21 protein-coding genes are annotated in these 25,960 nt (G+C 73.8%); 8 read left to right on the forward strand and 13 right to left on the reverse strand.

The window, feature by feature from the left end; genetic code table 11:
- Window positions 1–86 precede the first annotated feature (86 nt).
- Window positions 87–620: an Rv3235 family protein gene (locus tag EDF20_RS04145; RefSeq protein WP_133737770.1), complete on the forward strand. Its 534-nt coding sequence runs from the start codon at window positions 87–89 to the stop codon at window positions 618–620.
- Between the two features lie 150 nt (window positions 621–770).
- On the opposite strand, the gene secA is transcribed toward EDF20_RS04145, so the two are convergent.
- The 6 genes from secA to mtrA all read right to left on the reverse strand — a co-directional run bounded on the left by secA (window position 771) and on the right by mtrA (window position 9,539).
- Entirely contained in the window at window positions 771–3,605 is a 2,835-nt protein-coding gene (gene secA / locus EDF20_RS04150; protein ID WP_133737771.1) for a preprotein translocase subunit SecA, read from the reverse strand.
- Between the two features lie 170 nt (window positions 3,606–3,775).
- Window positions 3,776–4,477 carry a ribosome-associated translation inhibitor RaiA gene (gene raiA, locus EDF20_RS04155; protein WP_123546500.1) on the reverse strand — a complete coding sequence of 234 codons (702 nt, stop codon included), beginning with the start codon at window positions 4,475–4,477 and terminating at the stop codon, window positions 3,776–3,778.
- 152 nt (window positions 4,478–4,629) lie between these two features.
- A complete protein-coding gene (locus tag EDF20_RS04160) occupies window positions 4,630–5,298 on the reverse strand; it encodes a phosphoribosyltransferase family protein (protein ID WP_133737772.1) in 669 nt (222 codons plus the stop codon).
- A gap of 109 nt (window positions 5,299–5,407) precedes the next feature.
- Window positions 5,408–7,090 (reverse strand): LpqB family beta-propeller domain-containing protein, encoded by a 1,683-nt coding sequence (locus EDF20_RS04165; RefSeq protein ID WP_123546502.1) that lies wholly within the window; start codon window positions 7,088–7,090, stop codon window positions 5,408–5,410.
- The gene (gene mtrB / locus EDF20_RS04170) at window positions 7,077–8,849 is read right to left on the reverse strand and encodes an MtrAB system histidine kinase MtrB (protein WP_133737774.1); all 1,773 of its coding nucleotides are present in this window, start codon (window positions 8,847–8,849) and stop codon (window positions 7,077–7,079) included. Before mtrB ends, EDF20_RS04165 begins: the two co-directional genes overlap by 14 nt.
- A 9-nt stretch (window positions 8,850–8,858) precedes the next feature.
- The gene (gene mtrA / locus EDF20_RS04175; protein WP_123546504.1) at window positions 8,859–9,539 is read right to left on the reverse strand and encodes an MtrAB system response regulator MtrA; all 681 of its coding nucleotides are present in this window, start codon (window positions 9,537–9,539) and stop codon (window positions 8,859–8,861) included.
- Window positions 9,540–9,711: 172 nt separating this feature from the next.
- Here mtrA and EDF20_RS04180 point away from each other — a divergent pair, with 172 nt between their 5' ends.
- From EDF20_RS04180 to EDF20_RS04200, 5 genes are all read left to right on the forward strand, one after another.
- On the forward strand, window positions 9,712–11,040 hold the full coding sequence (locus EDF20_RS04180) for a hypothetical protein (protein ID WP_133737775.1): 1,329 nt from the start codon (window positions 9,712–9,714) through the stop codon (window positions 11,038–11,040).
- On the forward strand, window positions 11,037–11,681 hold the full coding sequence (locus EDF20_RS04185; protein WP_123546506.1) for a DUF4129 domain-containing protein: 645 nt from the start codon (window positions 11,037–11,039) through the stop codon (window positions 11,679–11,681). The genes EDF20_RS04180 and EDF20_RS04185 overlap by 4 nt, the downstream gene beginning before the upstream one ends.
- Window positions 11,678–12,865: a DUF4350 domain-containing protein gene (locus EDF20_RS04190; RefSeq protein WP_133737776.1), complete on the forward strand. Its 1,188-nt coding sequence runs from the start codon at window positions 11,678–11,680 to the stop codon at window positions 12,863–12,865. Before EDF20_RS04185 ends, EDF20_RS04190 begins: the two co-directional genes overlap by 4 nt.
- A 133-nt stretch (window positions 12,866–12,998) precedes the next feature.
- On the forward strand, window positions 12,999–13,952 hold the full coding sequence (locus EDF20_RS04195; protein ID WP_123546508.1) for a MoxR family ATPase: 954 nt from the start codon (window positions 12,999–13,001) through the stop codon (window positions 13,950–13,952).
- A gap of 2 nt (window positions 13,953–13,954) precedes the next feature.
- Window positions 13,955–15,247 carry a DUF58 domain-containing protein gene (locus EDF20_RS04200; RefSeq protein ID WP_133737777.1) on the forward strand — a complete coding sequence of 431 codons (1,293 nt, stop codon included), beginning with the start codon at window positions 13,955–13,957 and terminating at the stop codon, window positions 15,245–15,247.
- Between the two features lie 361 nt (window positions 15,248–15,608).
- Here the strand turns inward: EDF20_RS04200 and EDF20_RS04205 are convergent, their stop codons facing one another.
- Window positions 15,609–16,604 carry a stage II sporulation protein M gene (locus EDF20_RS04205; protein WP_123546510.1) on the reverse strand — a complete coding sequence of 332 codons (996 nt, stop codon included), beginning with the start codon at window positions 16,602–16,604 and terminating at the stop codon, window positions 15,609–15,611.
- A gap of 18 nt (window positions 16,605–16,622) precedes the next feature.
- On the opposite strand from EDF20_RS04205, the gene EDF20_RS04210 reads away from it, so the two are divergent.
- A complete protein-coding gene (locus EDF20_RS04210) occupies window positions 16,623–17,558 on the forward strand; it encodes an RDD family protein (RefSeq protein WP_133737778.1) in 936 nt (311 codons plus the stop codon).
- 144 nt (window positions 17,559–17,702) lie between these two features.
- Here the strand turns inward: EDF20_RS04210 and ahcY are convergent, their stop codons facing one another.
- From ahcY to EDF20_RS04230, 4 genes are all read right to left on the reverse strand, one after another.
- Window positions 17,703–19,178 (reverse strand): adenosylhomocysteinase, encoded by a 1,476-nt coding sequence (gene ahcY / locus EDF20_RS04215; protein ID WP_123546512.1) that lies wholly within the window; start codon window positions 19,176–19,178, stop codon window positions 17,703–17,705.
- Window positions 19,179–19,249: 71 nt separating this feature from the next.
- Window positions 19,250–19,501 (reverse strand): metal-sensitive transcriptional regulator, encoded by a 252-nt coding sequence (locus EDF20_RS04220; RefSeq protein ID WP_233569053.1) that lies wholly within the window; start codon window positions 19,499–19,501, stop codon window positions 19,250–19,252.
- Between the two features lie 59 nt (window positions 19,502–19,560).
- The gene (locus EDF20_RS04225) at window positions 19,561–20,985 is read right to left on the reverse strand and encodes a phosphomannomutase/phosphoglucomutase (protein ID WP_123546513.1); all 1,425 of its coding nucleotides are present in this window, start codon (window positions 20,983–20,985) and stop codon (window positions 19,561–19,563) included.
- On the reverse strand, window positions 20,975–21,187 hold the full coding sequence (locus tag EDF20_RS04230; RefSeq protein WP_133737779.1) for a DUF3499 family protein: 213 nt from the start codon (window positions 21,185–21,187) through the stop codon (window positions 20,975–20,977). The genes EDF20_RS04225 and EDF20_RS04230 overlap by 11 nt, the downstream gene beginning before the upstream one ends.
- A gap of 35 nt (window positions 21,188–21,222) precedes the next feature.
- On the opposite strand from EDF20_RS04230, the gene EDF20_RS04235 reads away from it, so the two are divergent.
- A complete protein-coding gene (locus tag EDF20_RS04235) occupies window positions 21,223–21,672 on the forward strand; it encodes a hypothetical protein (RefSeq protein ID WP_123546515.1) in 450 nt (149 codons plus the stop codon).
- Window position 21,673: 1 nt separating this feature from the next.
- Here the strand turns inward: EDF20_RS04235 and EDF20_RS04240 are convergent, their stop codons facing one another.
- Together EDF20_RS04240 and EDF20_RS04245 are read right to left on the reverse strand one after the other, a co-directional pair.
- Window positions 21,674–23,083: a DUF5719 family protein gene (locus EDF20_RS04240; RefSeq protein WP_133737780.1), complete on the reverse strand. Its 1,410-nt coding sequence runs from the start codon at window positions 23,081–23,083 to the stop codon at window positions 21,674–21,676.
- Window positions 23,076–25,928: a glycosyltransferase gene (locus EDF20_RS04245; RefSeq protein WP_123546517.1), complete on the reverse strand. Its 2,853-nt coding sequence runs from the start codon at window positions 25,926–25,928 to the stop codon at window positions 23,076–23,078. The genes EDF20_RS04240 and EDF20_RS04245 overlap by 8 nt, the downstream gene beginning before the upstream one ends.
- Window positions 25,929–25,960: the final 32 nt, after the last annotated feature.

The raw sequence follows: 25,960 nt of genomic DNA on the forward strand, positions 1-25,960 counted from the left end.
TTGTCCACAGCCGCGGCAGGTCGGGATAGACCCGTCTGCACATGTCATATGTTGAACGCCACACCACCGACGAAAGTCCGAGCCCCATGACTCCCCCTCTCGCCCTCCTGTCGCCCGAGCCCGACGAGCCACGTGGGCTGGACGAGCCCGAACGACGGACGGACGGGCCTCACCGTCCTGCCGAGCTGTTCCTCGTCGAGCCGCTCCCCGCGGAGCCGCTCCCCCCAGAATCGCTCCCCCCAGAATCGCTCCCCCCGGAGCAGACGGCTCCGCCCGAGCCGGAGCTCGACCCGGGACTGGCCGCCGAGGGCCTCGCCCGCTCGGTGCTCGAGGTGCTCGCCGGCGCTCGTGACCTCCAACAGCTGACCCGCTGGGTCACGGCCGAGGTCCACGCCGTGCTTCGCGCCCGGGTCCAGCTGTCCACCCGGGCGCGCTCCGTGCTCGCCGACCGACCCATCCGGCCCGTCCTCCGGATCGGCACGGTGACGGTCGCCCGTCCCGTTCCGGGTGTCGCCGAGACGGTCGTGGTCGTGCACGGTCGGGGTCGCGCGCGGGCCGTCGCGATCCGGCTGGAGATCGTCTGCGGGCGCTGGCAGGCGAGCGCGCTGCACATCCTCTAACCAGCACAGCCTCTGACGAGCACAGCCTCTGACGAGCACAGCCTCCGACCGGCACCACGGCACCCCGCCGACGCGCAGACGGCGACGGGGCCGCCCACCGGAGGTGAGCGGCCCCGTCAGGGTCGTGTCGGCAGGGACGTGCCGGCGTCGTCAGGCGTTCTTCTTGCCCGCCGCGCGACGCTCCGCACGATTGACGGGCGAACCGGCCGCCTCGCCGCCCTGCGCCTGGCCGAAGGCCCCGCGGGCAGCCGGTTTGGACGTGGTCGTCGCCTGCGCGGCCGCGACCTCGGGATCGTCGCCGCGCTCGGCGTCGTCCTGGGCCTTCTGCGCCTTGGCCGTCGCGGCCTGCTCGAGGCGCCCGCGCTGATCGCGGACCTCGACCTCGCCCGCGATGTTCGGAGCGGAGTACTCGAGCTTCGGCTGCTGCTTCTCGCCGTCGAGGCCCTTGGCGGCGATGACGGGGGTCTCCGCGGCGCCGACCTGGGACTGGACCTCGACCTCGAGGTTGAACAGGAACCCGACCGACTCCTCGCGGATCTGGCCCATCATGCTCTGGAAGAGCGCGTAGCCCTCGCGCTGGTACTCGACCAGCGGGTCGCGCTGGGCCATGGCCCGCAGGCCGATGCCGTCCTTGAGGTAGTCCATCTCGTACAGGTGGTCGCGCCAGCGCCGGTCGATGACCGACAGCACGACGCGGCGCTCGAGCTCGCGCATCGCGGGCTCGCCCAGAGCTTCCTCGCGGGCTCCGTAGGCGACCTTGGCGTCGGAGAGGATCTCCTGGCCGAGGAAGTCGCGCGTCGCCTTGCCCTTGGAGCCTGCCTCGGTGATGACCTCGTCGATGGTGATCGAGATGGGCCACAGGGTCCGCAGCTCGGTCCAGAGCGCGTCGAGGTCCCAGTCGTCGGGGCTGCCCTCCCCCGTGTGCTGGTCGATGACCTCGTTGACGACGTCCTCGAGGAACCGCTGCGAGCGGTCCTGCAGGTCGTCGCCCTCGAGGATGTGTCGACGGTCGCCGTAGATGGCCTCACGCTGACGGTTGAGGACGTCGTCGTACTTGAGGACGTTCTTGCGGATCTCGGCGTTGCGCGACTCGACCTGCGACTGGGCGGACCGGATGGCACGCCCGACGATCTTGTTCTCGATCGCGAGGTCGTCCGGCACGTTGCCGCGGCCCATCAGCGACTCGGCGGCGCCCGAGTTGAACAGGCGCATCAGGTCGTCCGTGAGCGACAGGTAGAACCGGCTCTCGCCCGGGTCGCCCTGTCGGCCGCTGCGTCCGCGCAGCTGGTTGTCGATGCGTCGCGACTCGTGGCGCTCCGTGCCGAGCACGTAGAGACCGCCGGCCTCGACCACCTTCTCGGCCTCGGTGGCGACCTCGGCCTTCTTGGCCGCGAAGACGTCGTCCCAGGCGGCCTCGTACTCGTCCGGCGTGTCGGAGGGGCTGAGGCCCTTCGTGTTCATCTCCGCGACGGCGAGGAACTCGGCGTTGCCGCCCAGCATGATGTCGGTGCCTCGACCGGCCATGTTCGTCGCGACCGTGACCGAGCCGAAGCGACCGGCCTGGGCGACGATCGCCGCCTCCCTGGCGTGGTTCTTGGCGTTCAGCACCTCGTGCTTGACGCCGCGCTTCGCGAGGAGGCGGGACAGGTACTCGCTCTTCTCGACGCTCGTGGTGCCGACCAGCACGGGCTGGCCCTTCTCGTGGCGCTCCACGATGTCCTCGGCGACCTGCTCGAACTTGGCGGTCTCGTTCTTGTAGACGAGGTCGGTCTGGTCGATGCGCTGCATCGACTTGTTCGTGGGGATGGGGACGACGCCGAGCTTGTAGGTGCTCATGAACTCGGCGGCCTCGGTCTCGGCCGTTCCCGTCATGCCCGAGAGCTTCTTGTAGAGCCGGAAGTAGTTCTGCAGGGTGACGGTCGCGAGCGTCTGGTTCTCCGCCTTGACCTCCACCCCCTCCTTGGCCTCGATGGCCTGGTGGATGCCCTCGTTGTAGCGGCGGCCGCTGAGGATGCGGCCGGTGTGCTCGTCGACGATGAGCACCTCGCCGTTGATCACGACGTAGTCCTTGTCGCGCTTGAAGAGCGCGCTCGCCTTGATGGAGTTGTTGAGGAACGAGATGAGAGGGGTGTTGGCCGACTCGTAGAGGTTGTCGATGCCGAGGTAGTCCTCGACCTTCTCGATGCCGGGCTCGAGCACGCCGACGGTGCGCTTCTTCTCGTCGACCTCGTAGTCGGTGCCGGCGACGAGGCGCTTCGAGATCGTCGCGAACTCGGCGAACCAGCGGTTGGCCTCGCCCGAGGCGGGACCCGAGATGATGAGGGGCGTCCTCGCCTCGTCGATGAGGATCGAGTCGACCTCGTCGACCACGGCGAAGAAGTGGCCGCGCTGGACCATGTCCTGCGACTGCCACGCCATGTTGTCGCGCAGGTAGTCGAAGCCGAACTCGTTGTTCGTGCCGTAGGTGATGTCGGCCGCGTACTGCTCGCGGCGCTCGGCCGGCGTCTGTCCGGCGAGGATGCAGCCGGTCGTCATGCCGAGGGCACGGAAGACACGGCCCATCAGCTCGGACTGGTAGCTCGCGAGGAAGTCGTTGACGGTGATGACGTGCACGCCGCGCGAGGCGATCGCGTTGAGGTAGGCGGCGGTCGTGGCGACCAGCGTCTTGCCCTCACCGGTCTTCATCTCGGCGATGTTGCCGAGGTGGAGCGCCGCGCCGCCCATCAGCTGGACGTCGAAGTGGCGCATGCCGAGGGTCCGCTTCGCGGCCTCCCGGACGGCGGCGAAGGCCTCGGGCAGGAGGTCGTCGAGCGACTCGCCGCCCGCGTAGCGCTCGCGCAGCTCGACGGTCTCGTTCTTGAGCTCGTCGTCCGTGAGCGTCGTGAAGTCGTCCTCGAGCTCGTTGACGGCCGAGGCGTACGCCTTGAGCCTGCGGAGTGTGCGCCCTTCACCGACGCGGAGGACCTTCTCTAGGACGTTGGCCAACGGATGCTCCCTGGTTCTGGACGTGTCCGTCCCCTCGCGGGACGGTCACGGAATGGTGACAAGACTAGCGGCCACCGCCCTGGGAGGAGGAGGGAGGACCGGCGTGGTCCTCCCCTCCTCCCCCGAGGCGTGGCCGCCTGGGTCGACGCCGCGGTGGGGCGTCGGCCGCGTCAGCCGGCGAAGCCCGCCTTCAGGGCCGTCGCCGCCTCCTGCAGCTCTGGGGCGCTCTGGTCGAGGCCGATGACGCCGTAGTCCCACCCCTTGCGGCGGTAGACGACGCTCGGGCGATCGGTCTCGGAGTCGATGAAGAGGTAGAAGTCGTGGCCCACGAGCTCCATGTAGTACAGGGCGTCGTCGACGGTCATCGGCGTCGACGCGAAGACCTTCTTGCGGATGACGACGGGCGTGTAGACCTCGTCCTCTTCTTCGGCCACCTCGCCCTGCACGGTCGGGACGCTGCCCGTGCGGACCGCGTCGAGGGTCTCGGCGGCGGCCGGGACCACCCCGAGGGTGCTGAAGTCGGCGCTCGAGGCCTCCTGCAGCGACGTGGGCCTGTGCTGGCCCCGGTGCACCTTCTTGCGGTCCTTCGCCCGGCGTATCCGCTCGAGCAGCCGCGCGACAGCGAGGTCGAAGGCGACGTACTTGTCGCCTCCCGTCGACTCGGCCCGCACGAGCGGGCCCGGGCCGATGAGGGTGAGCTCGACGCGGTCGTCGCCGGCCTGTCCGCTCGCCTTCTCGTTGTGGCGCGAGACCTTGATCTCGAGCGCCAGAGCCTTGGTGGCGAGCTGCGCCACCTTGTCGGCCTTGTCAGTGGCGTAGTCGCGGAAACGATCGGTGATGCCGACGTTTCGACCCGTGACGGAAATTTCCATGACGACCTCCTATGGCTATCGACGTGCCGCCTGTCAGCCAGGCGGATGTCCTTTCACGCCTTTGCCCCACCGTAGCCAGGTCGACGCCTCCCTGTCACCTCCCGTCCACCCGCGCGTCGCCCTGGGGCGGCCGCGAGCCCGGCCTGGAGGCGTCACGACGCGGCGTGCGAGGCGAGCGGCGTCGACGCGAGGCAGACCGCGGCGACCACCTCGGCGCCCGCGTCCTCGAGTGCCCTCCGCGCCTCCTGCACGGTGCTCCCCGTCGTGAGGACGTCGTCGAGGACGACCACCCGGTGCCCCGTCAGGTCGACGCGGCAGCGCAGGCTGCCCCGACGGGCACGGGCGCGCTGTTCGCGGTCCAGGCGCTTCTGGGACGACGAACGACCGGGCCGGACGACGAGGACGCCCGGGGACGCGGACACCCTCGCGGTCCGTGCGAGGGTCGTCACCGGGTCCCACCCCCGGCGCCGCCGCCCCGACGGGGACGGCGGCACGGCGACCAGCGCCGTCGGAGGGGAGCCTGCGGGCAGGGCGACCTCCACCGCCGCACGCAGGGCCGGGCCGAGCTCGGCCGCGAGCCTCAGCCGGCCGCGTTGCTTGTACGCCAGGACGGCCTCGCGGACCTCGAACTCGTACCGGAGCGCCGTGACGACGCGGAGGCCGGCGTGCACCGCCTCGACGGGCCGGGGGCGCAGGAGGAGGCGGCAGCTGTCGCAGACCTCGAGGTCGGGGGCGCCGCAGCCGGCGCAGCTGACGGGCGACACCGCGGCCAGGGCACCCCGGAGGGCCACGGCGATGGCGGGACGGAGGACGAGCGGCACCTCCCCAGCCTGGCCGCGTCGCGAGGCCGTCCCCTGCCGGACCGGCCGCGGACGGGGACGGCGTCGCCACGACCTGCCCCGGGGAGGGACGACGCCCCCGGCCGACCGCTCAGCGCTGGGTCGCGAGCAGGTCCGCCACGACGCCCGTGTCCTGCCAGCTGCTCCCCCGGGGCTCGAGCACCGAGCCCTCCGCGGTCAGCACGCGCAGGCTCGACGACCCGTTCCCGCCGACGATGGTCGTGGCGCTCCCCGACGGCTGCCCTGACCCCGCCGACGCCCCGCCCACCTCGGCGAGCGAGACGAGCGAGCCCTCTCCCGTGTCGGTCAGGGAGGCGACAGTCAGCTGGTCGGCCCACGTCGCGTCGACGGGGCGGCCCGTCGGCGCCGCCAGCTCGACCGGGGGGCCGAGCGCCGTCGGCACGCCGCGGGAGTCACGCAGCAGGGCGACGACGAGGAGGCGGGACTCGCCCTGGTCGTCGAGCAGCACGAGCGCCCTGGCCCCGTCCCGCGACACCCGGAACGCCACGACGGCCGACCCGGCGGGCAGCGTGGACGTGACGGCGTGGGGCACCCCGTCCGCACCGGTGGCCGTGACGGCCCGGGCGTCGTCGACCGGCACCGACCAGACCCAGCCGGCGTCGTCAAGGGTCGGCGGGGCCAGCCCTGCGCGTCCGTCGACGAGCAGGCTCGACCCGTCCGCTCCCACGCGCAGGGCGCCGCGGTCCGTCCCGACGACGACAACGGACAGGTCCGCCGACGCCTCGGCCGAGGTCGGGGCCAGGGCGCCGACGACGGGGCCGAGCCCGGGCAGGGGGCTGACCGACGACCGGGAGGCGAACCCGAGCACCCCGTCGGCGACCACCAGGGGCCGCGCGTCGACCGTGGGGTCGCGAAGGGGCGCCGCCCCGCCCAGGTCGGGCACGTCGAGGACGGTCGACTCGACGCTGAGGTCGACCGCTGTGATGGTCGAGAGCGTCGAGAAGCTCGCCAGCAGCTGGGCCTGCATGCGCGCGCGGGCGGTGTCCGAGGCCGAGAGGGCGTCGCTCGTGAGGTCGACCCTGGCGGTGCCGTCGTCGACGGTGATCGCGGTCAGCGAGAGCTGCGTGCCCTCGGGGAACGCGGAGACCACCGCGCCCTGCAGCCAGGTCGACGGCCCGTCAAGGAGCGCCGAGGCGATGCGCGTGCTCGTCGACGACCGGGCGAGGAACCACCGCTGGTCGGGCACGAGGTACCGGAACGAGGGGTCGTAGAAGTAGACCGCGTGCGCCCGGAAGATCGACTGGAATGTGGCGGGGTTCAGCACCGTGCCGTCCGGGGCGTCGCTGATCCGCCACTGGCCGTCCTCCTGCACGAACGAGTAGCCGAGGCTGGTGGGCACGGAGGTGGTGGCGGGGACGTAGTGGCCGCCGCCGTCGAGGGTGGCCGTCGCCGTGAACGCGTACTCGAGCTCGTCCTCGCCGACGCGCGTCGTGGCGCCGCCGCCCGGCCGGACGGTGACGCTCGCGCGCGCGTCCCAGGCGTCGGCGAAGCCGGCCGAGAGGTACTCGCGCGCGACCGCGTAGTTGTCCTGCGGCCCCGTGCCCGCCGAGATGAAGTCCCGGAGGATGCGCTCCTGCGAGCTGTCGGCCACCGGGCCCTTCGGCGTGTACACGACGTCGCTGGGGACGTCGGCCGTGATGGGGTCGCCCTCCTGCACCGGGCCGCTGTCGGGGATGGAGGCGCAGCCCGCGAGCACCGTCGCCACGAGGACGACGCCGGCCACGAGGGCGCGCAGGCGGTCACGGCCTCGCACGGCGCACCTCCTCGTGGCCGTCCGGGGCCGGTCGGGTCGCCGTCGCCTCGGGGAACGCGCCCGCCCAGGGCTCCGAGTCGTGGCCGGCAAGGTCGTCCGCGTCGCGCGGCACCACGGCCAGGGGCGAGGAGGTGGTGGCCGCGCCCGCCACGCGCGGCAGCGTCACGACGAAGCGGCTGCCCTCGCCCAGCCTCGACCACACCTCGAGGCGCCCGCCGTGCAGGACGGCGTCCTCCAGGCTGATGGCGAGCCCGAGGCCCGTGCCGCCGATCGTCCGGCGACGGGACGGGTCTGCCCGCCAGAAGCGGTCGAACACCCGCTCGACGTCGCCCTGGCGCATCCCGACCCCGTGGTCGCGCACGGCGACGGCGACGGACTCGGCGTCGCTGTCGACCTCGACCTCGATCGGCCCGCCCTCGCCGTGCTCGATCGCGTTGCCGAGCAGGTTGCGCAGGATGCGGCGCAGCCGCCGCGGATCGACCTCGGCCTCGAGGTACCCGCCCCGCGCGTCGATGACGACCACGCTGCCGGCCTCGGCGGCCAGCGGCTCGAACTCGGCCACGCCGTCCTCGACGAGCGTGGCGACGGTGGTGCTCTCGACGTCGAGCTCGACCGCGCCCGCGTCGAAGCGCGAGATCTCGAGCAGGTCGGCCAGCAGCAGCTCGAAGCGGTCGACCTGCGTGTGCAGCAGCTCGGCCGTGCGCGCCGTGGACGGGGTGAACGAGCCGCGCTGGTCGTAGAGCACGTCGCCGGCGAGGCGGATCGTCGTGAGCGGGGTGCGCAGCTCGTGCGACACGTCGCTGACGAACCGCTGCTGCACCCGCGACAGCTCGGCCAGCTGCGAGATCTGCCGTTGCATCCCGTCCGCCATGCCGTTGAACGAGCGCCCCAGGGTGGCGATGACGTCCTGGCCCTTCTCGGGGATGCGCTGGTCGAGGTCGCCCGCGGCGATGGCCTGGCTCGTCTCGGCCGCGACGCGCACGGGGCGGACGACCGTCCGGGCGACGACGTAGGTGATGACGCCGATCAGGACGACGAGCGCGAGCGAGCCGAGCGCGAGGGTGCGCTGCATCAGCGCCAGCGTCGTCGCGGCGTCGCTCAGGTCGTAGACGAGGTAGAGCTCGTACTGGCCCGCCGTCGGGACCTGGAGGGTGCTGCCGACGACGATGCCGGGCACGGACCCCCCGTCGGCCCGGGGCAGGGCCACGGGCTGCATCGAGAGCGCGCCGGTGTCGGAGGCCACGCGCTCGCGGAGCTCCGGCGTCAGCTCGGCGCCGGGGAAGTCGGGGCTCGCGATGTCCTGCACGGTCTGTGCGGTGGACTGCCCCGGCGTCCTCAGGATCGCGATGCTCGTGCCGCCCGGGCTCGACGTCGAGCCGAGGATGGTGCTCTGGGCCTCGTTCTGCAGGGAGTCGAGCTCGACCTGGTCGGCGTCCTCCGTGGCCGTCGCCGAGTCGAAGATCGACTGGGCGAGGATCGTCGCACGCTGGGACTCGGACTGCACCTGGTCCCGGCGCTGGTCGTACAGGTTCGCGCTGATGCTGACCGAGATGGACGTGGCGATGATCGAGGCGCCGACCCCGGCGAGCACGACGGTGAGGGCGACCGTGCGGAACTCGAGCGACCGGCGCCACGCCGAGAGGAGGTGGGGGCCGACGTCCCGCCAGGCGCCCCGGCGTCGCCACCAGGCACCGGGGCCGAGCGCACCGACGACGGAGCCCCGCCAGCCCGCGCCCGTGCCCTCGCCCTGCCCGGCCACGACGGGCTGCTAGGCCCCGCCGCCGGCGCGGTAGCCGACGCCGCGGACGGTCGTGACGATGCGCGGCGCGTCCGGGTCGTGCTCGACCTTCGCCCGCAGCCGCTGCACGTGGACGTTGACCAGTCGCGTGTCGGCCTTGTAGTGGTAGCCCCAGACCTGCTCCAGGAGCATCTCGCGGGTGAAGACCTGCTGCGGCTTGGACGCGAGGGCCAGCAACAGCTCGAACTCGAGGGGAGTCAGGGCGATGACGGCGTCGCCGCGACGCACCTCGTGAGCCGCCACGTCCAGTCGCAGGTCGCCGACGGTGAGCACGTCGTTGGTGGGCTCGGTCGGGGGACGCAGGCGCGTCCTGATCCGCGCCACGAGTTCTTTCGGGTTGAAGGGCTTGACGACGTAGTCGTCGGCCCCGCTCTCGAGCCCCCGGACCACGTCGACCGTGTCGCCCTTCGCCGTGAGCATGATGATCGGCACGCCGCTCTCGGCCCGGATCGCCCGGCACACCTCGAGGCCGTCCTTGCCCGGCAGCATCAGGTCGAGCAGCACCAGGTCGGGCGAGGCGTCGCGGAACGCGGCGAGCGCCCCGTCGCCGTCGGCGCAGAAGTGCGGCTCGAACTCGTCGGCCCGGAGCACGATGCCGATCATCTCGGCGAGCGCGGGGTCGTCGTCCACCACCAGGATGCGCGGGGTCATGGTCTCCGTCTTCGGCTGGGCCGCTCGGGTCGCGGCACGTCGACCCAGATTAGTGCAGGAGGCGCGGATCGGCGGCGAAGGAGGCGCAGGTCGGCTGGCACGCCCGCCGCGCCTGTGGAAACATGGGCCCACGAGCGAGGACGACCTCGAGCGCGGACCACCGGGGGAAGCCATGACCGATCCGAACGACTGGGCGGCCCCCGGGGCGCAGGACGCACCCCGCTGGGGCGAGCGGGTCCCGTCCGCGCCTCCCGCTCCTCCGTCGGCTCCGGCCGCCGACGCGGGGCAGCAGCCGCCGGCCTACGGGCAGCAGCCGCCCGCCTACGGACAGCAGCCGCCCGCGTCCGGACAGCAGGCCGCGCCGCAGCCGCAGGGCGGTCCCGGCGCGTGGACGCCGCCTCCTCGTCCGGGTCTGCTGCCGCTCCGTCCCTTCACCTTCGGCGAGATCCTCTCCGCGTCGTTCCAGGTGTTCCGGCGCAACCCGCGCACCACCTTCGGCACCGCCCTGCTCGCGCAGGTCGTGCTGCTCGTCGTGACCGTGGGCGCCGCCGGGGGCAGCGCCTTCTTCGCGTTCTCCCGCGTCGAGTCGGCCCTTCCCGAGGACCGCGACACGGTGGCGGCGGGGGCCGTCGCCACGGTCGTGCTCGCGACGCTCGTCCCCGTGCTGCTCACGGTGGTCGTCAGCGCCCTGCTGCAGGGGCTCTTCGTGCTCGAGACCTCTCGTCAGCTGCTCGGCGAGCGCCTCCGGCTGGGCGGCCTCTGGACCCTGGCCCGCGGGCGGCTCGGCGCGCTGACGGGCTGGTCGGCCCTGCTCACGCTCGCGTACCTGGTCGCCGCCGGCCTCGTGGTCGGCGTCGTGGCGATCGGCGTCGTCGTCGGCACGGGTCCGAGCATCGGCGTCGGCATCGGGGTGGGCGTGCTCCTCGGCCTCGGCCTGCTGGTGCTCGGCGTCTGGCTCACCATCAAGCTGAGCCTCGTGCCGAGCGCCCTCATGCTCGAGCGGATGCCCCTGCGTGCGGCCGTCGCGCGGTCGTGGTCGCTCGTCCGCAGCTCGTTCTGGCGCACCTTCGGCGTCGTCGCGCTCGTCTTCGTGATGATCCAGATCGCGACGCAGGTCGTCACGGCGCCGTTCTCGCTGCTGTTCGGCGTGTTCGGCAGCCTCATCTCGCCCACCGGCGACATGGACGGCAGCGCGATCGCGGTCGCGGCCGTCGCGTACGTCCTCACCATCGCGGTCAGCGCCGTCGTGACGGCCATCGGCTCCGTCGTCCAGGCCGCCTCCGTCGGCCTCGTCTACGTCGACCGTCGGATGCGGACCGAGGGGCTCGACCTCGAGCTGGTGCGCCACGTCGAGGCCCGCGGCCGCGGCCAGGTCGACCTGCCCGACCCGTGGCGCTCCCCTGCGCAGCAGCAGCCCGGGCAGCAGTTCCCCGCCCACCACCCGCAGCAGCAGGGCCGGCAGCACGGCCCCGACGGCCAGGGCGGGGCACCTCTGCAGTGACGCCGACGACGACCGTGCTGGCCGCCGCCCCTCTCGACCCCGACCCCGACGAGGCGCGCCGGCTGCTGCTGCGCGAGCTGACGGGTCGCGACTACGTCGCGGCGCAGCCCACCTGGCTCGACCGTGCCGCCGACGCCTTCTGGAACTGGCTGAACGGCATCCGCTTCGGCGGGGTCGAGGGGGCGCCCGCCGTGGCCCTCGTGGTCCTGCTCGTCGTCGTGGTCGTCGTCCTCGTGGTGGTGCTCGCCGTCTACGGGGTCCCCCGGCTGAACCGGCGCTCGACGCGCGGACCCGAGCTCTTCGGCGAGGGCGACGACCGGGACGCGGACCGCCTCCGCCGGGCCGCGGCCGAGGCGGCGGCCGCAGGCGACCTCGTGCTCGCCGTCACCGAGTCGTTCCGTGCGCTGGCGCGCGGCCTCGTCGAGCGCGACGTCCTCTCGACGACGCCCGGCACGACCGCCCGCGCGGTCGGCGCCCGGGCGGGGCAGGTGTTCCCCGGCCTCGCCGACCGCCTGGCGTCGGCCGCCGACAGCTTCGACGGCGTGCGCTACCTCGACCGGCCCGGCTCCGAGACCGCCTGGCGCGAGATCAGCGCGCTCGACCTCGAGCTCGAGCGACTCGCCCCCGTGGCCGCCTCGTGACGGCGACGACGCCGACGGTGCGTGCCTCCGCGCGTCGGGCGCGGCCCTGGGTCGCGCTGGCCGTCCTCGCGCTGCTCGGCGCCGTCGCGGCGGTGTTCCTCAGCGGGTCGGGCGCGACGGGCGGCCGGGCGCTCGGCCCCGAGAACCCCGCGCCGTCCGGGACCAAGGCGCTCGTCGAGGTCCTCCGCAACCAGGGCGTGTCCGTCCGTGTCGTGTCGTCGCTCGACCAGGCACGACAGGCCGCCGCGCGTCCGGACACCACCGTGGTCGTCGACGACGCGGGCTCGTACCTCGTCGCCGACCAGTGGAGCGAGCTCGGCGACGCCGCGAGCTCGCTCGTCCTCCTCGCCCCGGGTGCCGCGGCGCTGGACGCGGTCGCTCCCGGCGTCTCCGCGGTCGCCGAGGTCGCCGACGGGGTCCGTGACCTGGGCTGCGACGTGCCCGAGCTGTCGCAGGTCGAGCGAGTCCACGCCGCCGGCCTCGCGTACTCAGCCGCGGGCGTCGACCCCGGTGCGGGCGTCGACGTGACGACCTGCGTCCGCGATCCCGACACGGACGGCTCCGGGCTCGTCGTGCTCGACGACGGCGACCGCCGCGTCACGGTCGTCGGCACGACGACCGCCTTCACGAACGGCACGATCGCCACGGCGGGCGCGGACGACGCCGCCTACGCCCTCGCCGTCCTCGGGCAGTCCGACCAGCTCGTCTGGTACCTCCCCGGCGTCGACGACGTGCCCGAGGGCGCCGGCACCCTCGCGACGCTCACGCCGAGCTGGGTCACGCCCGTGCTGCTCCTGCTCACCGCGACCGCGGTCGCCGCGATGGTCTGGCGGGGTCGCCGGCTCGGACCCCTCGTGGTCGAGCGCATGCCCGTCGTCGTCCGCGCGTCCGAGACGACTGAGGGGCGGGCGAGGCTCTACGAGCGCTCCGGCCAGCGACGGCACGCCCTCGACCAGCTGCGCATCGGGTCGCTCGGCCGCCTCGCCCGTCTGACGGGCCTCTCGTCCACGTCGTCGGTGGACGAGGTGATCGACCGGGTCGCCGGCCTGGTCGGGGCCGATCCCCGTGGGCTCCGGCACGTGCTCGTCGACGCCGACCCTGCCGACGACGCCGAGCTCGTGCGCCTGAGCGACAGCCTGCTCGACCTCGAGCGGGCGACGGCCAGGGCGGCGGCTCCCTCGTGACCGGCGCCGCGCCTCCTCGTCTGCCGGCCGGCCCCTCGCCGGACTGGCCCGGGCCGGACTGCCCCGGGCCGACCTCGCTCCTGACCGCCTCCACCGCCCCTCGCCCTGCGACCACCACCGGGAGAACCGCCGCATGACCACCGAACTCCAGCAGACCTTCGCCCGCGTGCGCACCGAGGTCGGCAAGGCCGTCGTCGCCCAGGACGGCGCCGTCACCGGCCTGATCGTCACCCTGCTCGCCCAGGGCCACGCCCTGCTCGAGGGCGTCCCCGGCGTCGCCAAGACGCTGCTCGTCCGCGCCCTCAGCCACGCCACCTCGCTCGAGACGAACCGAGTGCAGTTCACCCCCGACCTGATGCCCGGCGACATCACCGGCTCGCTCGTCTACGACGCCAAGGCCGGCGAGTTCGAGTTCCGGCCCGGTCCCGTCTTCACCAACATCCTGCTGGCCGACGAGATCAACCGGACGCCCCCCAAGACGCAGTCGGCGCTGCTCGAGGCCATGGAGGAGCGGCAGGTGTCGGTCGACGGCGTCTCGCGTCCGCTCCCCCAGCCGTTCCTCGTCGCCGCGACGATGAACCCGGTCGAGTACGAGGGCACCTACACGCTGCCCGAGGCGCAGCTCGACCGGTTCCTCATGAAGCTGACTCTCGACCTGCCGCCCCGCGACGCCGAGGTCGAGGTGCTCACGCGCCACGCCGCCGGCTTCTCGCCGCGCGACCTGCGCGCCGCGGGCGTGACGCCCGTGCTCGGGCCGGCCGAGCTCGCGCAGGCGCAGGCCGAGGTCGGCCTGGTCGGCGCCTCGCCCGACGTGCTCGCGTACGTCGTCGACCTGGCCCGTGCCACCCGCGAGAGCGCGTCCGTCAAGATCGGCGTCAGCCCCCGCGGCTCGACCGCCCTGCTGTCGGCGAGCAAGGCCTGGGCCTGGCTGACCGGGTTCGACCGCATCACGCCCGACCACGTGCAGGCCATGGCCCTGCCCGTGCTGCGCCACCGCCTGCAGCTGCGACCGGAGGCCGAGCTCGAGGGCGTCGACGCCGACGCCGTGCTGCGCTCGGTGCTGCAGCAGGTGCGGGTCCCGATCTGATCATGGCCGTCACCGGATGGTTCGTCGCGCTCGTCGCGCTCGGCGTCGTGCCGATCGTGGCGACGGGGAGCGCCTGGGCGCTCGTGGGCTGGCTCGTGCTCGTGCTCGCCCTCGGGGCGCTGGACGTCGCGCTGGCCGCCTCGCCGCGCCTCCTGCGGATCCGTCGCGAGCTGCCCGGCCCCGTGCGCCTCGGCGAGGCGACCTCGGCCGAGCTGGTCGTCGTCAACGAAGGCCGCCGCACGCTGCGCGGCGTCGTCCGCGACGCCTGGCAGCCGTCGGCCGGCGCCGCTGTCACGCGCCGTGCGCTCGTCGTCCGGCCCGGTCGCGCCTGGCGCGCCACCACGACGCTCACCCCGTTCCGCCGGGGCGAACGGCGAGCCGAGGAGGTGACGGTCCGGTCGATCGGACCGCTCCGCCTCGCGGGTCGCCAGGCCGGGCACGCCGTCCCCGGCACCGTCCGCGTGCTCCCCCGCTTCTCGTCCCGTCGCCACCTGCCCTCCCGTCTCGCCCGCCTCCGCGAGCTGGACGGGCGCACGAGCGTCATGATCCGGGGCCAGGGCACCGAGTTCGACAGCCTGCGCGAGTACGTCCGCGGCGACGACGTCCGCTCGATCGACTGGCGGGCGACGGCGCGCCGCAGCGACCTGGTCGTCCGCACGTGGCGCCCCGAGCGCGACCGACGCGTGGTGATCGTGGTCGACAGCGGCCGCACCTCGGCTGCGCGCATCGACGACGAGCCGCGGCTCGACACCGCGTTCGAGTCCGCCCTGCTGCTCGGCGCGCTCGCGTCCCGCGCCGGCGACCACGTCGACCTCGTCGTCGTCGACCGACGCGTGCGGGGACGCGTGCAGGGCGCGACCGGAGCCGCCCTGCTGTCGACCATGGTCGAGACGATGGCCCCGATCGAGCCCGAGCTCGTCGAGACCGACTGGTCGACCGTGCCTGCCCTCGTGCGCTCCGTGACCACCCAGCGCTCGCTCGTCGTGCTCGTCACGCCCGTCGACTCCCCCGGCTCGGCGCGCAGCCTGCTCGCCGCCGTGCCGCAGCTGAGCCGGCGGCACCTGGTCGTCGTGGCGTCGGTCACCGATCCCGACCTCGCCGCCGCAGCCGTCACGAGGACGAACCGCGACGAGGTCTACCGCGCCGCCGCCGCGGAGCGTGCCCGGCTCGACGTCGCCCGCGTCGCCGCCGCCCTGGGCCAGGTGGGGGCCGACGTCGTGTCGGGCTCGCCCGCCGACCTGCCGCCGGCGCTGGCCGACCGGTACCTCGCCTGCAAGGCCGCCGGCCGCCTCTGACCCGCGCCGCCCCTCCTCGTTCAGCAACGTCGGTCCTGATCCGCGCGACGGGGGGAGGCAGGGTCCTGGATCGTGCACGACTCAAGACCCGGTGCGCCCGAGTTCCTGAGTCCTGGCGACCTGGCCGGGCCCCGGGCCCCGGGCCCGGGTCGTCGCGCTCAGCCGGCACAGCGGCCTCCGCTCGCCGTCAGCCGGCACAGCGGCCCCCGCTCGCCGTCAGCCGGCACAGCGGCCCCCGCTCGCCGTCAGCCGGCACAGCAGACTCCGCTCGCCGTCAGCCGGCACAGCGGCCTCCGCTCGCCGTCAGCCGGCACAGCGGCCTCCACTCGCCGTCAGCCGGCACAGCAGCCTCCACTCGCCGTCAGCCGGCGACGAGCTCCGTCGCCCCGGCCTCGAACTCGTCGAGGTCGCCGGTCTGGCCGGCGCGGTGCGCGCGCCCGCCGAGAACCCACTGGTACGCGAGGAACCCGGCCAGGGCGACCGTGCCGATGCCGATCTTGATGGGCCACGGCCAGTCCTGGCGAGTGACGAACCCCTCGATCACACCCGACACGAGCAGGGCCAGCATGAGCCCCACGGCGACGGTGACGAGCGCGCGGCCGTCCTGGGCGAGCGCCTGCCCCCGGGTGCGGGCGCCGGGGGCGACCCACGACCAGAAGATCATCAGCCCCGCACCGCCGGCGACGAAGATGCTGTACAGCTCGAGCTGGCCGTGCGGGAGGATGTACAGGAAGAAGTACTCGAGGCGCCCCTGCTCGGCCATCAGGCCCGCCGAGATGCCCACGTTCATGGCGTTGTTCAGCACGACGTAGGGCACCCAGACGCCGGTGATCCCGAACGCGACGCACTGGGCGGCGATGAACGCGTTGTTCGTCCAGACCTGACCGGTGAACGACGAGGGCGCGCTCTCCGAGTAGTAGTTCACGAAGTCCTCGGTCGCGAACTGGCGACGGAACTCCTCCGAGCCGAACGACGCGAGCACCGCGGGTGACCCGGCCGCCCAGACCGCGAACGACGTCGCCACGACGACCGTGACGAGCAGCACCGCGATCGACAGCCAGCGAACCCGCCAGAGGGCGGCAGGCAGCTGGGCCACGAAGAAGGTCGGCACCTGCGAGGCGAGGTTCCGGCCGGCGCCCGTGAACCGGAGCCGCGCGCGCGACAGGGTCAGCGACAGCCTGTCGGCGACGACGGACGGGCCCGCGGCCGTCTGCAGCGCCGACAGCTCGGCAGCCCCCGACTGGTACAGCCGGATCAGCTCGTCGGCCTCCGGGCCGGTGAGGCGCCGACGGCGCGCCAGGGCCTCGAGTTCGGTCCACTCGTGACCGTGGGCGGCGGCGTAGGCGTCGAGATCCATTCTGCTTAGATACTAGGCATGTCCGACCCGACGACGCACCAGCCGCCGACGCCCCGGCCGAGGCCGCGACGCACGCGCGCGGGGCGTTCCCCGCGGTCGGCGCCGACCCTGCGTGCCGACCAGGTCGACTTCTTCGACAGTGCCGACGACCAGCTCGTCACCGGCGAGGCGGTCGGCCTCGACCGCCGCCCCACCGGCTTCGTCCTCCGCGTCGCCGGTGCGCTGATCGACTACCTCACGTACGTCGTCGTGCTCGTCGGCCTGGTGCTGCTCGTCGTCTCGCTCAACGACCGCGGCGCCGTGGACGACGCGACGGCGCAGGCCCTCATGGTCGCGTCGATCGTCGTCTGCCTGATCGGCCTGCCGACCGTGGTCGAGACGGCGTCGCACGGGCGGTCGCTCGGCAAGCTGGCGACGGGCGCGAGGATCGTCCGGACCGACGGAGGCGCCATCGGCCTCCGGCACGCGCTCACCCGGTCGCTCGTCGGCATGCTCGAGATCGTGATGACGACAGGCGGACTGGCCGTGGTGGTCGCCCTCCTCAACCGGTCGTCGCGCCGTCTCGGCGACCTGATGGCCGGCACCTACAGCCGCAACGAACGGGCGCCCCGCATGGGGCGGGTCGTGGTCCAGGTGCCGCCGCACCTCGTCGGCTGGGCCGGCGTGGCCGACGTGGCGCGCCTCCCCGATCCCCTGGCCCGTCGTGTGTCGTCGTTCCTGCAACAGGCCCCGGCGCTCCGTCCCGACAGCCGTCGGCGCATCGCCGAGTCCCTCGCCGACGAGCTCTCGCCGTTCGTCACGCCCCTGCCCGCGACGGACCCGGAGTCGCTGCTCGCCGCCGTGTCCGCCCTCCGGCGAGAGCGCGAGGGCGTCGCCCTGGGGCGCGAGGCAGCATTGCTCGACCGGCTCGAGCCGGCCCTCACGGGGACGGTGCACGGGTTCCCGCGGCGCTGAGCCCACGACCTGCCCCGGCACGCACGTCCCCGCGCGTACCGCCCGCCCCGGGGCACGGACGGCCCTGCGCGCACGACCGGCCCCGGACGCACGAACGCCCCCGCCCCGTCTCGACGACGGCTCGGGGGCGTTCGCGCACCTGCCTCAGTAGCGGTAGTGGTCGACCTTGTAGGGCCCGTCGACGCTGACGCCGATGTACTTCGCCTGCGCGTCGGTGAGGGTGGTCAGCTCGACGCCGAGCGCGTCGAGGTGCAGCCGCGCCACCTTCTCGTCGAGGTGCTTGGGCAGCACGTAGACCTCGGTCTCGTAGTTCTCGCGGTGAGCCCAGAGCTCGATCTGCGCGAGGACCTGGTTCGTGAAGGAGTTGCTCATCACGAACGAGGGGTGGCCGGTCGCGTTGCCGAGGTTCATCAGGCGGCCCTCGCTGAGCACGAGCACGCTGCGCCCCGTGGGGAGGCGCCACTCGTGCACCTGGGGCTTGATCTCGACGCGCTCGGCGCCGGCGAGCGACTCGAGCCCGGCCATGTCGATCTCGTTGTCGAAGTGGCCGACGTTCGCCACGATCGCGAGGTGCTTGAGCGCGAGGAGGTGGTCGACGGTCACGACGTCGAGGTTGCCGGTGCCCGTGACGAGGATGTCGACGGTCTCGACGACGGACTCCAGACGGGCGACCTGGTAGCCGTCCATCGCGGCCTGGAGGGCGTTGATCGGGTCCACCTCGCTGACGATGACGCGGGCACCCTGGCCGCGCAGCGCCTCCGCAGCGCCCTTGCCGACGTCGCCGTAGCCGGCGACGAAGGCGACCTTGCCGCCGATGAGCACGTCGGTCGCCCGCATCAGCCCGTCGGGCAGCGAGTGGCGGATGCCGTACTTGTTGTCGAACTTCGACTTCGTGACGGAGTCGTTCACGTTGATGGCGGGGAAGAGCAGCTCGCCGGCACGGGCGAGCTCGTACAGGCGGTGCACGCCCGTCGTGGTCTCTTCCGTGACGCCCTGCAGCTCGGCGCCGATGGTCGTCCAGCGGTCCGTCGACTCGGCCAGCGAGCCGCGCAGGACCTCGAGGATCACCCGCCACTCGTGGCTGTCGCCGGGGGCGTCGTCGGGCACGGCGCCGGCGAGCTCGTACTCGCGGCCCTTGTGCACGAGCATCGTGGCGTCGCCGCCGTCGTCGAGGATCATGTTCGGGCCGGCGAACGAGGCACCTGCCTCGGCAGCCTCGGCCGACCAGTCGAAGATCTGGGAGGTGCACCACCAGTACTCGTCGAGCGTCTCGCCCTTCCAGGCGAAGACGGGCACGCCCGCCGGCTGCTCGGGGGTGCCGGTCGGGCCGACGACGATCGCGGCCGCCGCCTCGTCCTGCGTGGAGAAGATGTTGCAGCTGGCCCAGCGGACCTGCGCGCCAAGGGCGGTGAGGGTCTCGATCAGCACGGCGGTCTGCACGGTCATGTGCAGCGAACCGGCGATGCGGGCGCCGGCGAGCGGCTGCGTCGGTCCGAACTCCTCGCGGAGGGCCATGAGGCCGGGCATCTCGTTCTCGGCGAGCCGGAGCTGGTGTCGACCGGCCTCGGCGAGGGACAGGTCGGCGACCTTGTAGGGCAGCGTGGTCGTGTCAGTGGGCATGGGACCATTCTCGCCCACCCTGCCCCGTGTGTCGCCCAGGAACGGGTCGACGAGTCGGGACGTCGCCCGGCTCAGGAACGCACGAGGCGGGCGATCGCGGCCGACGCCTCCGCGATCTTCGCGTCGGCCACCGCCCCGCCCTCTCGAGCCGCCTCGGCGACGCAGTGCGCGAGGTGGTCCTCGAGCAGCTGGAGGGCCACCGTCTCGAGCGCCTTCGTGGCCGCGCTCACCTGCGTGAGGACGTCGATGCAGTAGACGTCGTCCTCGACCATCCGCTGGATGCCGCGGACCTGGCCCTCGGCTCGGCGGAGGCGCGTGACGATCTGCTGCTTGGAGCCGCTGTAGCCGGGAGATCCCGGCGACGCGGTGCTCGGGTCGGTCGTCACGATGCCCGGATCAGCGCCAGGACCTCGTCGCGCACCGCCTCCATGCCCGAGCGCGTCGCCGCCTCGGCGTTCAGGCGGAGCAGCGGCTCGGTGTTCGAGGGGCGGACGTTGAACCACCAGAAGCCGCCGTCCGCCGACGACCCCGACACGGTGAGGCCGTCGAGCTCGTCGAAGTCGCCCCGGCCGGTGAACGCCTCGACGACGCGGGTGTAGGCGGCGGGCACGTCGGTGACGGTCGAGTTGATCTCGCCGCTGGCCGAGTACGGCGTGTAGCGGTCGGTCAGCGTCGACAAGGGCTCGTCCTGGTGACCCAGCTCGGCCAGCACGTGCATGGCGGCGAGCATGCCGTTGTCGGCGCCCCAGAAGTCGCGGAAGTAGTAGTGCGCGGAGTGCTCGCCGCCGAAGATCGCCCCGGTCGTTCGCATCTCGTCCTTGATGAGCGAGTGCCCGACCCTGGTGCGGACGGGCACCGCCCCGGAGGCGACGATCGCCTCGGGCACGGCGCGCGAGGTGATCAGGTTGTGGATGACCGAGATGGAGGCGTCCGGCTCGGCCGCCCGGACCCGGGCGATCTCGCGCACCGCGACGATCGCCGCGACGGCGGATGGGGTGACCGCGTCGCCCTTCTCGTCGACGACGAAGCATCGGTCGGCGTCGCCGTCGAAGGCGAGTCCCAGGTCTGCGCCGTGGGCGACGACCGCGGCCTGGAGGTCGACGAGGTTGGCCGGCTCGAGCGGGTTCGCCTCGTGGTTCGGGAACGTGCCGTCGAGCTCGAAGTACAGCGGGACGATCTCGAGGGGGAGGGCCGGGAGCCCGGCGGCAGCGCCGAGGACCGCGGGGACGGTCAGGCCGCCCATCCCGTTGCCCGCGTCGACGACCACCTTCAGGGGCCGGACGCCGGCCAGGTCGACGAGCCCGCGCAGGTGGGCCGCGTAGCCCGGCAGCGCGTCGTGCTCGCGGAGCGACCCGGGCGCCTCGACGGACGAGACGCCGTCGGCGAGGTAGGCGGCGGCCCGGTCGCGGATCGAGGACAGGCCCGTGTCGAGGCTGATCCCCTGGGCGCCTGCCCGGCTCATCTTGATGCCGTTGTAGGTCGCGGGGTTGTGGCTCGCGGTGAACATCGCCGCCGGTGCGTCGAGCGAGCCCGAGGCGAAGTAGGACTCGTCGGTCGAGCAGAGCCCGAGGGCGACGACGTCCGCGCCCCGGGCCAGGGCGCCGCGGGCGAAGGCCGCCGCGAACGAGGGCGAGGAGTCGCGCATGTCGTGGCCGACCACGAGCTCGCTCCCCGCCGCGCCCACCTCGTCCGCGAAGGCGGCCCCGAACGCCTCGACGACGTCGTCGGTGAGCTGGCTCCCGACCAGCCCGCGCACGTCGTAGGTCTTGACGAAGGCGGAGAGGTCGACGGTGTCTTCAGTGGTCATGGCCCAAAACTACCCGGCGCAGCACCTGCCATCCCTGGGGGACGGAGAGGGACGACGCGTGTCGGGCGCACAGGTCGTACCCGTGCGGCTCCACCCGGTCGCTCAGGGGGCCGACGACGACCATGGAGTCCGCGTACACGTAGGTGAGGGTCGACACCGCCTCGTCGTGGCAGGTGACCTTGCTGCAGGGTCGTGGCTCCATGGACCGCCACGATACCGCCGGACTACGATGGCGAGATGCCGAGGCCACGTCGAGTCCGCGTCACCGACCGCTCGCGTCGTCGGGACAGACACGGCCGTGGCCTCCGCTCCTCCGCCGCCGGCCCGCACCTGCCGTTCCTGCGCACGAGGGTCGAGCTCTTCGACGACCTCGTCGCCGAGACCGCGGACCACCTGCGCGAGCTGTGGCCCGACGACCTCGCCGACGTGACCTTCGAGGTCGCCGGCCTACCTGCCGCCCCCGACCCGTCCCGCGTCGAGCGCTGGCGCGTCGACCGGGCCGCCCGCAGCGTGGTCGTCTACCGGCTGCCCATCGAGCGCCTGTCGCACGTGCCCGAGTCGCACCGGCAGGTGGACGACGAGTGGCAGCACCGCGTCCTCGTCGAGGGCTGGGTGCTGCAGGCCGTGGGCGACCTCCTCGGCAAGGACCCGTGGGACCTCTCCCCCGACCGCTGGCGCGACCGCTGACCTACGGGTAGACGACCACCGGGGTCGACGCCGGGAAGGCCGAGGTGACGGGCCACGACGCGACGGCTCCGGCCGCCGACCAGCTCACCGCGGCCCGCAGCCCGTCGGCGTCGCGCAGGGTCAGGACGTCGCCGCCGGACACCGCCACGTCGACGGTGCTGTCCGCCGGGACCGTCACCTGCTGCTCCGCGTCGCCGATCTCGACGACCGCCGTGGCCGCCTCCGTGCCGGGGTTCGCGATCGACAGCGTCGGGCCCTCGCCCTGAGGCACCTGCACGAGCGTCTCGCCGCGCAGCGCCGGGGCCGCGGCGGCCCAGGCGAGGTCGACCGCGCCCTCGGGCGAGATCGTGGAGGTGCGGGCACCGGCCACGACGGGCACCTGCGACACCAGGGTGGCGGTCCAGGTGCCGTCCGCGAGGCCGTCGACCGGCACGTCGGTGACGCGCCCGGCCTCGACCCGCGTCTGGAACGTCGCGCCCGTGCCGTCGGCCGTGGCGAGCGTGATCGAGACCTGCGCCGCCTCGTCGCCGGGGACGTAGACCCGGACGACGCTCTGCAGGTCGGCCGAGGACGGCTCGGTGAGCGCGCCCTCGAGCGCCGCGGAGTCGCGGACCACGATCCCGGGGACGACCACCTGGCGGGCGGGCGAGGCCGCACCGCTGACGATGTCGACACCGCCCGGGTCGAGGGTGCGCACGACGCTCTGCTGCATCGAGGAGACGATGCGGCCGCCCCGGCTCTGGACGTGGACGACGGGCGAGACGAGGCCCGTCGCGAAGCCGGAGAGCGGGACGACCTTCTGGCTGCGGGGGGCGACGACGATGCCGTCGATCCCGGGGCCCTGCACGCGGCCGTTCTCGGCGGCGATGCCGAGGTCGACGGTCGCGTTGACGTCCGTCGGGTTGACGAGCACGACGAGCGACACGCGGCCGGTCTCGGTCGAGCCCCCGACGAGCCAGGTCGAGCTCGTCGGCTCGGTGCACGGGGCGGCTGCGAAGCCCACGAGCTCGCCCTCGGAGACGGACTGGCTCTGGGCGGCCGCGACGAGCGGGACGTCGTCTCCCTCCACGGGCGTCGTCCACAGCACCGGGTCGGAGTCGCTCCCGTCCGCCCCGGCGAGGGCGGTGCTGTCGTCGTCGCCCGAGCTGGAGGCGGACGCGACCTGCGCCCGACCGACCGAGCTGGCGGTCGTGGCCTGCTGGCCCTCGTCGTCCGAGAGCTGGAGCAGCCCTCCCGCGCAGACGCGCTGCTGGTCGACCGCCACCGGGGCGACCAGCTGCCCGGCGGGCGCGGTCTGCAGCGTCGGCAGCGGCAGGACGCCCGCGGCGCCGACGACCACGGCCGCGACGGCGAGGCCGGCCGCGCCGAGTCCGACGCGTCGGGTGCGCGCGATGATCCGTCGCTCAGTCATCTCTCTCCTCGTCGAAGGTGGTGGCAGGCTGCTCCGACTCGGGCACGCCGGCCCGGGAGCGTCGGCGGCGCGGCGTCGTCGGCACGGCCAGCAGCAGCGCGGAGCCGAACACGAGGGCCCAGCTGATCAGGACGACGGGGCGGAGCGGCCCGGCGTCGTCGCGGTCCGGAGCGGCGCCCGAGGCGTCGACCCAGCGCCAGAGCAGGCCGTTCGTGGTCTCGCCGACCGGCTGGAACGCCGCGGTCCCGTCGAGCGCCTCGCTCGCCCGGCGCTCGAGGGCCTGCGCCTCGTCGTCGCCGTCGGCGGCCTCGCCGAGGAGGACGAAGCCGACCCCGAGCTGGTCGAGGTCGTCGGCCGGGTCGAAGCCGCTGATGCTCACGAGGTTGCCCGCGAGCACCGTGAGGTCCTCGTTGGTCGACGTCAGGCGCTGCGCCGTCGCGTCGAGGGTCGACTGGTCGTCGAGGGTCGCGCCCTGGCCGTGCTCGAGCGACACGGCGAGGGACCCGTCCGGCTGCGGCGTGAGCACCAGGGTGCCCACCTCGGGCGACGCCTCGGCCTCGGCCGTGACGTACGCCGACAGGATGCGGCCCGAGCTGGGGCGGACGTCGCCGGTGCCGAGGTAGGCGGCGACGACGAGCGGGAACACGGACGCCACGGTCACCGCGGCGACGACGACGCCCGCCGTGGGCGCCACGCGCGGCAGCCGGTCGAGGGTGACCGCGGCGGCGCCGACGAGGCCCAGCAGGTACAGGCTCAGCCCGCTCCCGGCCCAGACCGAGGTCGTCTCGCTGCCGACGCCCGAGATCGAGACGTGGGTCGCGGCGACCGCCGTGACGAACCCGAGCAGGGCGAGCGACAGGGCAGGCACGGCACGCCGCGCCTGGCCGACGAAGGGCGCGGCGACGGCGAGGAGGGCCAGCGGGACGAAGGCCGCCGCGACGACGACGGCCGCGGTCGAGCCGCTCACGCCGAGCCCCGCGAGCAGGGTCGTCCAGCCGTTCAGGCCGGTCTCGGGCGAGGCGACGAGCAGCTGCCACGGGGACGCGGGATCGATCCGTGCGGGGACGCCCGGGTCGGCGACGAGCCCCCACCAGGTGCCACGCGAGATCTGCGCGACGGCGAGCGGCACGAAGAGCACCACGGCGGGCAGCGGGACGGCGAGCATCCGGTGGATGCCCCGGGGCCGGGTCGCGAGGGAGCCGAGCCAGATGACGACGAGGGCGGGCCACAAGGACGGGGCGGACGCCGCGACGAGCGCGAAGAGCAGGGAGGCGGTCGCCCCGGCGGCCCAGGACCGGGCCGACCCGATGAGCGCCCAGATCAGGAACGGCAGCGCGACGTGCGCCACGACCGCGCCGATGTGGCCCGACTGCAGGCCGGACAGGAGGGGGGACGAGAGCGCGTAGACCGCGGCGACGACGGCGGGCGTCCACGCCCGGCTCGTGACCCGACGGGCGGCGAACCACGCGCCGAGGGCCGAGGCCGGCAGCGCGACGAGCCAGAGCACGAGCACGGCGGTGGAGGGCGACCAGAACGTGATCGAGCCCAGGACGGCGAGCACCGCGGTGAACGGGTCGCTCGGGCCGACGAACCCGGTGCCGATCTCGTGGCGCCCCCACCCGACGTTGTCCCAGAGCTCGGCGACCGAGGTGCTGAGCGGCAGGAGGCCCCCGCCGGTCAGGGCCGGCTGCGGCAGGAACTCGAGGAACGCCACGACGCCCACGACGGCGGCGACCAGCACGACCCAGAGGCCGCCCGACCCGATGAAGCTCGCCCGGGGGTCCGACGCGTCCTCGCCGTGCGCCACGAGGGCGTCACGGTCGCTGACGCGCCTCTCGCGGATCAGGTTGAAGGAGGCGCGCAGCGGCTCCACGGACGACCAGCTGGTCGTCCGTGTGCGTGCGAGCGCCCTCCGCGCGGGCAGCACCCGAGAACCGCCGAACGCGGCCGTCAGGGCGGTGGCGAACTCCCCCGGGACCGCCCCGGGGTTCTTGGTGAGCAGGTGCCAGACGGACCGGACGAAGGCGAGGGGCACGAGCGAGAGCCAGTGCAGCGGCAGCGCGGCCGGGGGCGAGTAGACGAGCCGGCGGTGCAGCTGGGCGGCGCGGTGGAGGCGGGCGGCGCGGGCGTGCCCCCCGGGGGCCTGCCCGAAGTCCTCCGGCTGACCGGCGCTGGACACCCGCGCGTCGGGCACGAGCACGACGCGGTGCCCCGCGAGGCGGGCGCGGACGGAGAGGTCGAGGGCCGCGTCGACGTGCGGGAGGCCGGGGTCGAAGCCGCCGAGGGCCGTCCACACGCTGCGGCGGACGAGCATGCCCGCGGCCGCCACGCCCAGGACGTCCTCGTGGTGGTCGTGCTGCCCCTGGTCGAGCTGGCTCTCGACGAGCGGCATCGACGCGCCGTAGCGGGTCATCGTCTCGCCGAACTCGGCGATGACGGTCGGGTCGTCGAGCCGCATCAGCTTCGGCCCGGCGACCGCGACCGAGGGCGACACCTCGACCTGGGACAGGAGGCGGTCCAGCGCCTCGGGTCCGGGCACGTTGTCGTGCCCCAGGAACCACAGCCACTCGTCCGGGTCGACGGCCCCGTCGCGGGGAGAGTCGCCCGGCCCCGAGACGCGCACGCCCTGCGCGAGCGCCTGGACGAAGGTCGTGGCGGCGGGCACGCTGGTCAGCTGTGCCGCCCCGCTGAGCGAGAGGCGCCCGGCCTCGCTGTCCTTGCCCCCCGCGTCGACCACGACGAGGGACTCCGGCGGGCGGGTCTGCCGCGACAGCGCGTCGAGGGTTCGGTCGAGGTAGGTCGCTCCACCAGGGGCGACGAGGATCGCTGTGACTCTCGGCTGCATGACCTGAGCAGCCTAGGTCGGGTGCCCCGCCC

Source organism: Frigoribacterium sp. PhB116 (assembly GCF_004364285.1).
Taxonomy (GTDB): domain Bacteria; phylum Actinomycetota; class Actinomycetes; order Actinomycetales; family Microbacteriaceae; genus Frigoribacterium.

Bases quoted from the DNA above. Each gene is read 5' to 3' on its own strand.
- EDF20_RS04235 (WP_123546515.1), top strand. From the start codon at position 21,223: ATGCCGAGGCCACGTCGAGTCCGCGTCACCGACCGCTCGCGTCGTCGG.
- EDF20_RS04230 (WP_133737779.1), bottom strand. From the start codon at position 21,187: ATGGAGCCACGACCCTGCAGCAAGGTCACCTGCCACGACGAGGCGGTG.
- EDF20_RS04225 (WP_123546513.1), bottom strand. From the start codon at position 20,985: ATGACCACTGAAGACACCGTCGACCTCTCCGCCTTCGTCAAGACCTAC.
- ahcY (WP_123546512.1), bottom strand. From the start codon at position 19,178: ATGCCCACTGACACGACCACGCTGCCCTACAAGGTCGCCGACCTGTCC.
- EDF20_RS04240 (WP_133737780.1), bottom strand. From the start codon at position 23,083: ATGACTGAGCGACGGATCATCGCGCGCACCCGACGCGTCGGACTCGGC.
- EDF20_RS04195 (WP_123546508.1), top strand. From the start codon at position 12,999: ATGACCACCGAACTCCAGCAGACCTTCGCCCGCGTGCGCACCGAGGTC.
- EDF20_RS04145 (WP_133737770.1), top strand. From the start codon at position 87: ATGACTCCCCCTCTCGCCCTCCTGTCGCCCGAGCCCGACGAGCCACGT.
- EDF20_RS04205 (WP_123546510.1), bottom strand. From the start codon at position 16,604: ATGGATCTCGACGCCTACGCCGCCGCCCACGGTCACGAGTGGACCGAA.
- EDF20_RS04210 (WP_133737778.1), top strand. From the start codon at position 16,623: ATGTCCGACCCGACGACGCACCAGCCGCCGACGCCCCGGCCGAGGCCG.
- EDF20_RS04180 (WP_133737775.1), top strand. From the start codon at position 9,712: ATGACCGATCCGAACGACTGGGCGGCCCCCGGGGCGCAGGACGCACCC.
- mtrA (WP_123546504.1), bottom strand. From the start codon at position 9,539: ATGACCCCGCGCATCCTGGTGGTGGACGACGACCCCGCGCTCGCCGAG.
- EDF20_RS04200 (WP_133737777.1), top strand. From the start codon at position 13,955: ATGGCCGTCACCGGATGGTTCGTCGCGCTCGTCGCGCTCGGCGTCGTG.
- raiA (WP_123546500.1), bottom strand. From the start codon at position 4,477: ATGGAAATTTCCGTCACGGGTCGAAACGTCGGCATCACCGATCGTTTC.
- EDF20_RS04245 (WP_123546517.1), bottom strand. From the start codon at position 25,928: ATGCAGCCGAGAGTCACAGCGATCCTCGTCGCCCCTGGTGGAGCGACC.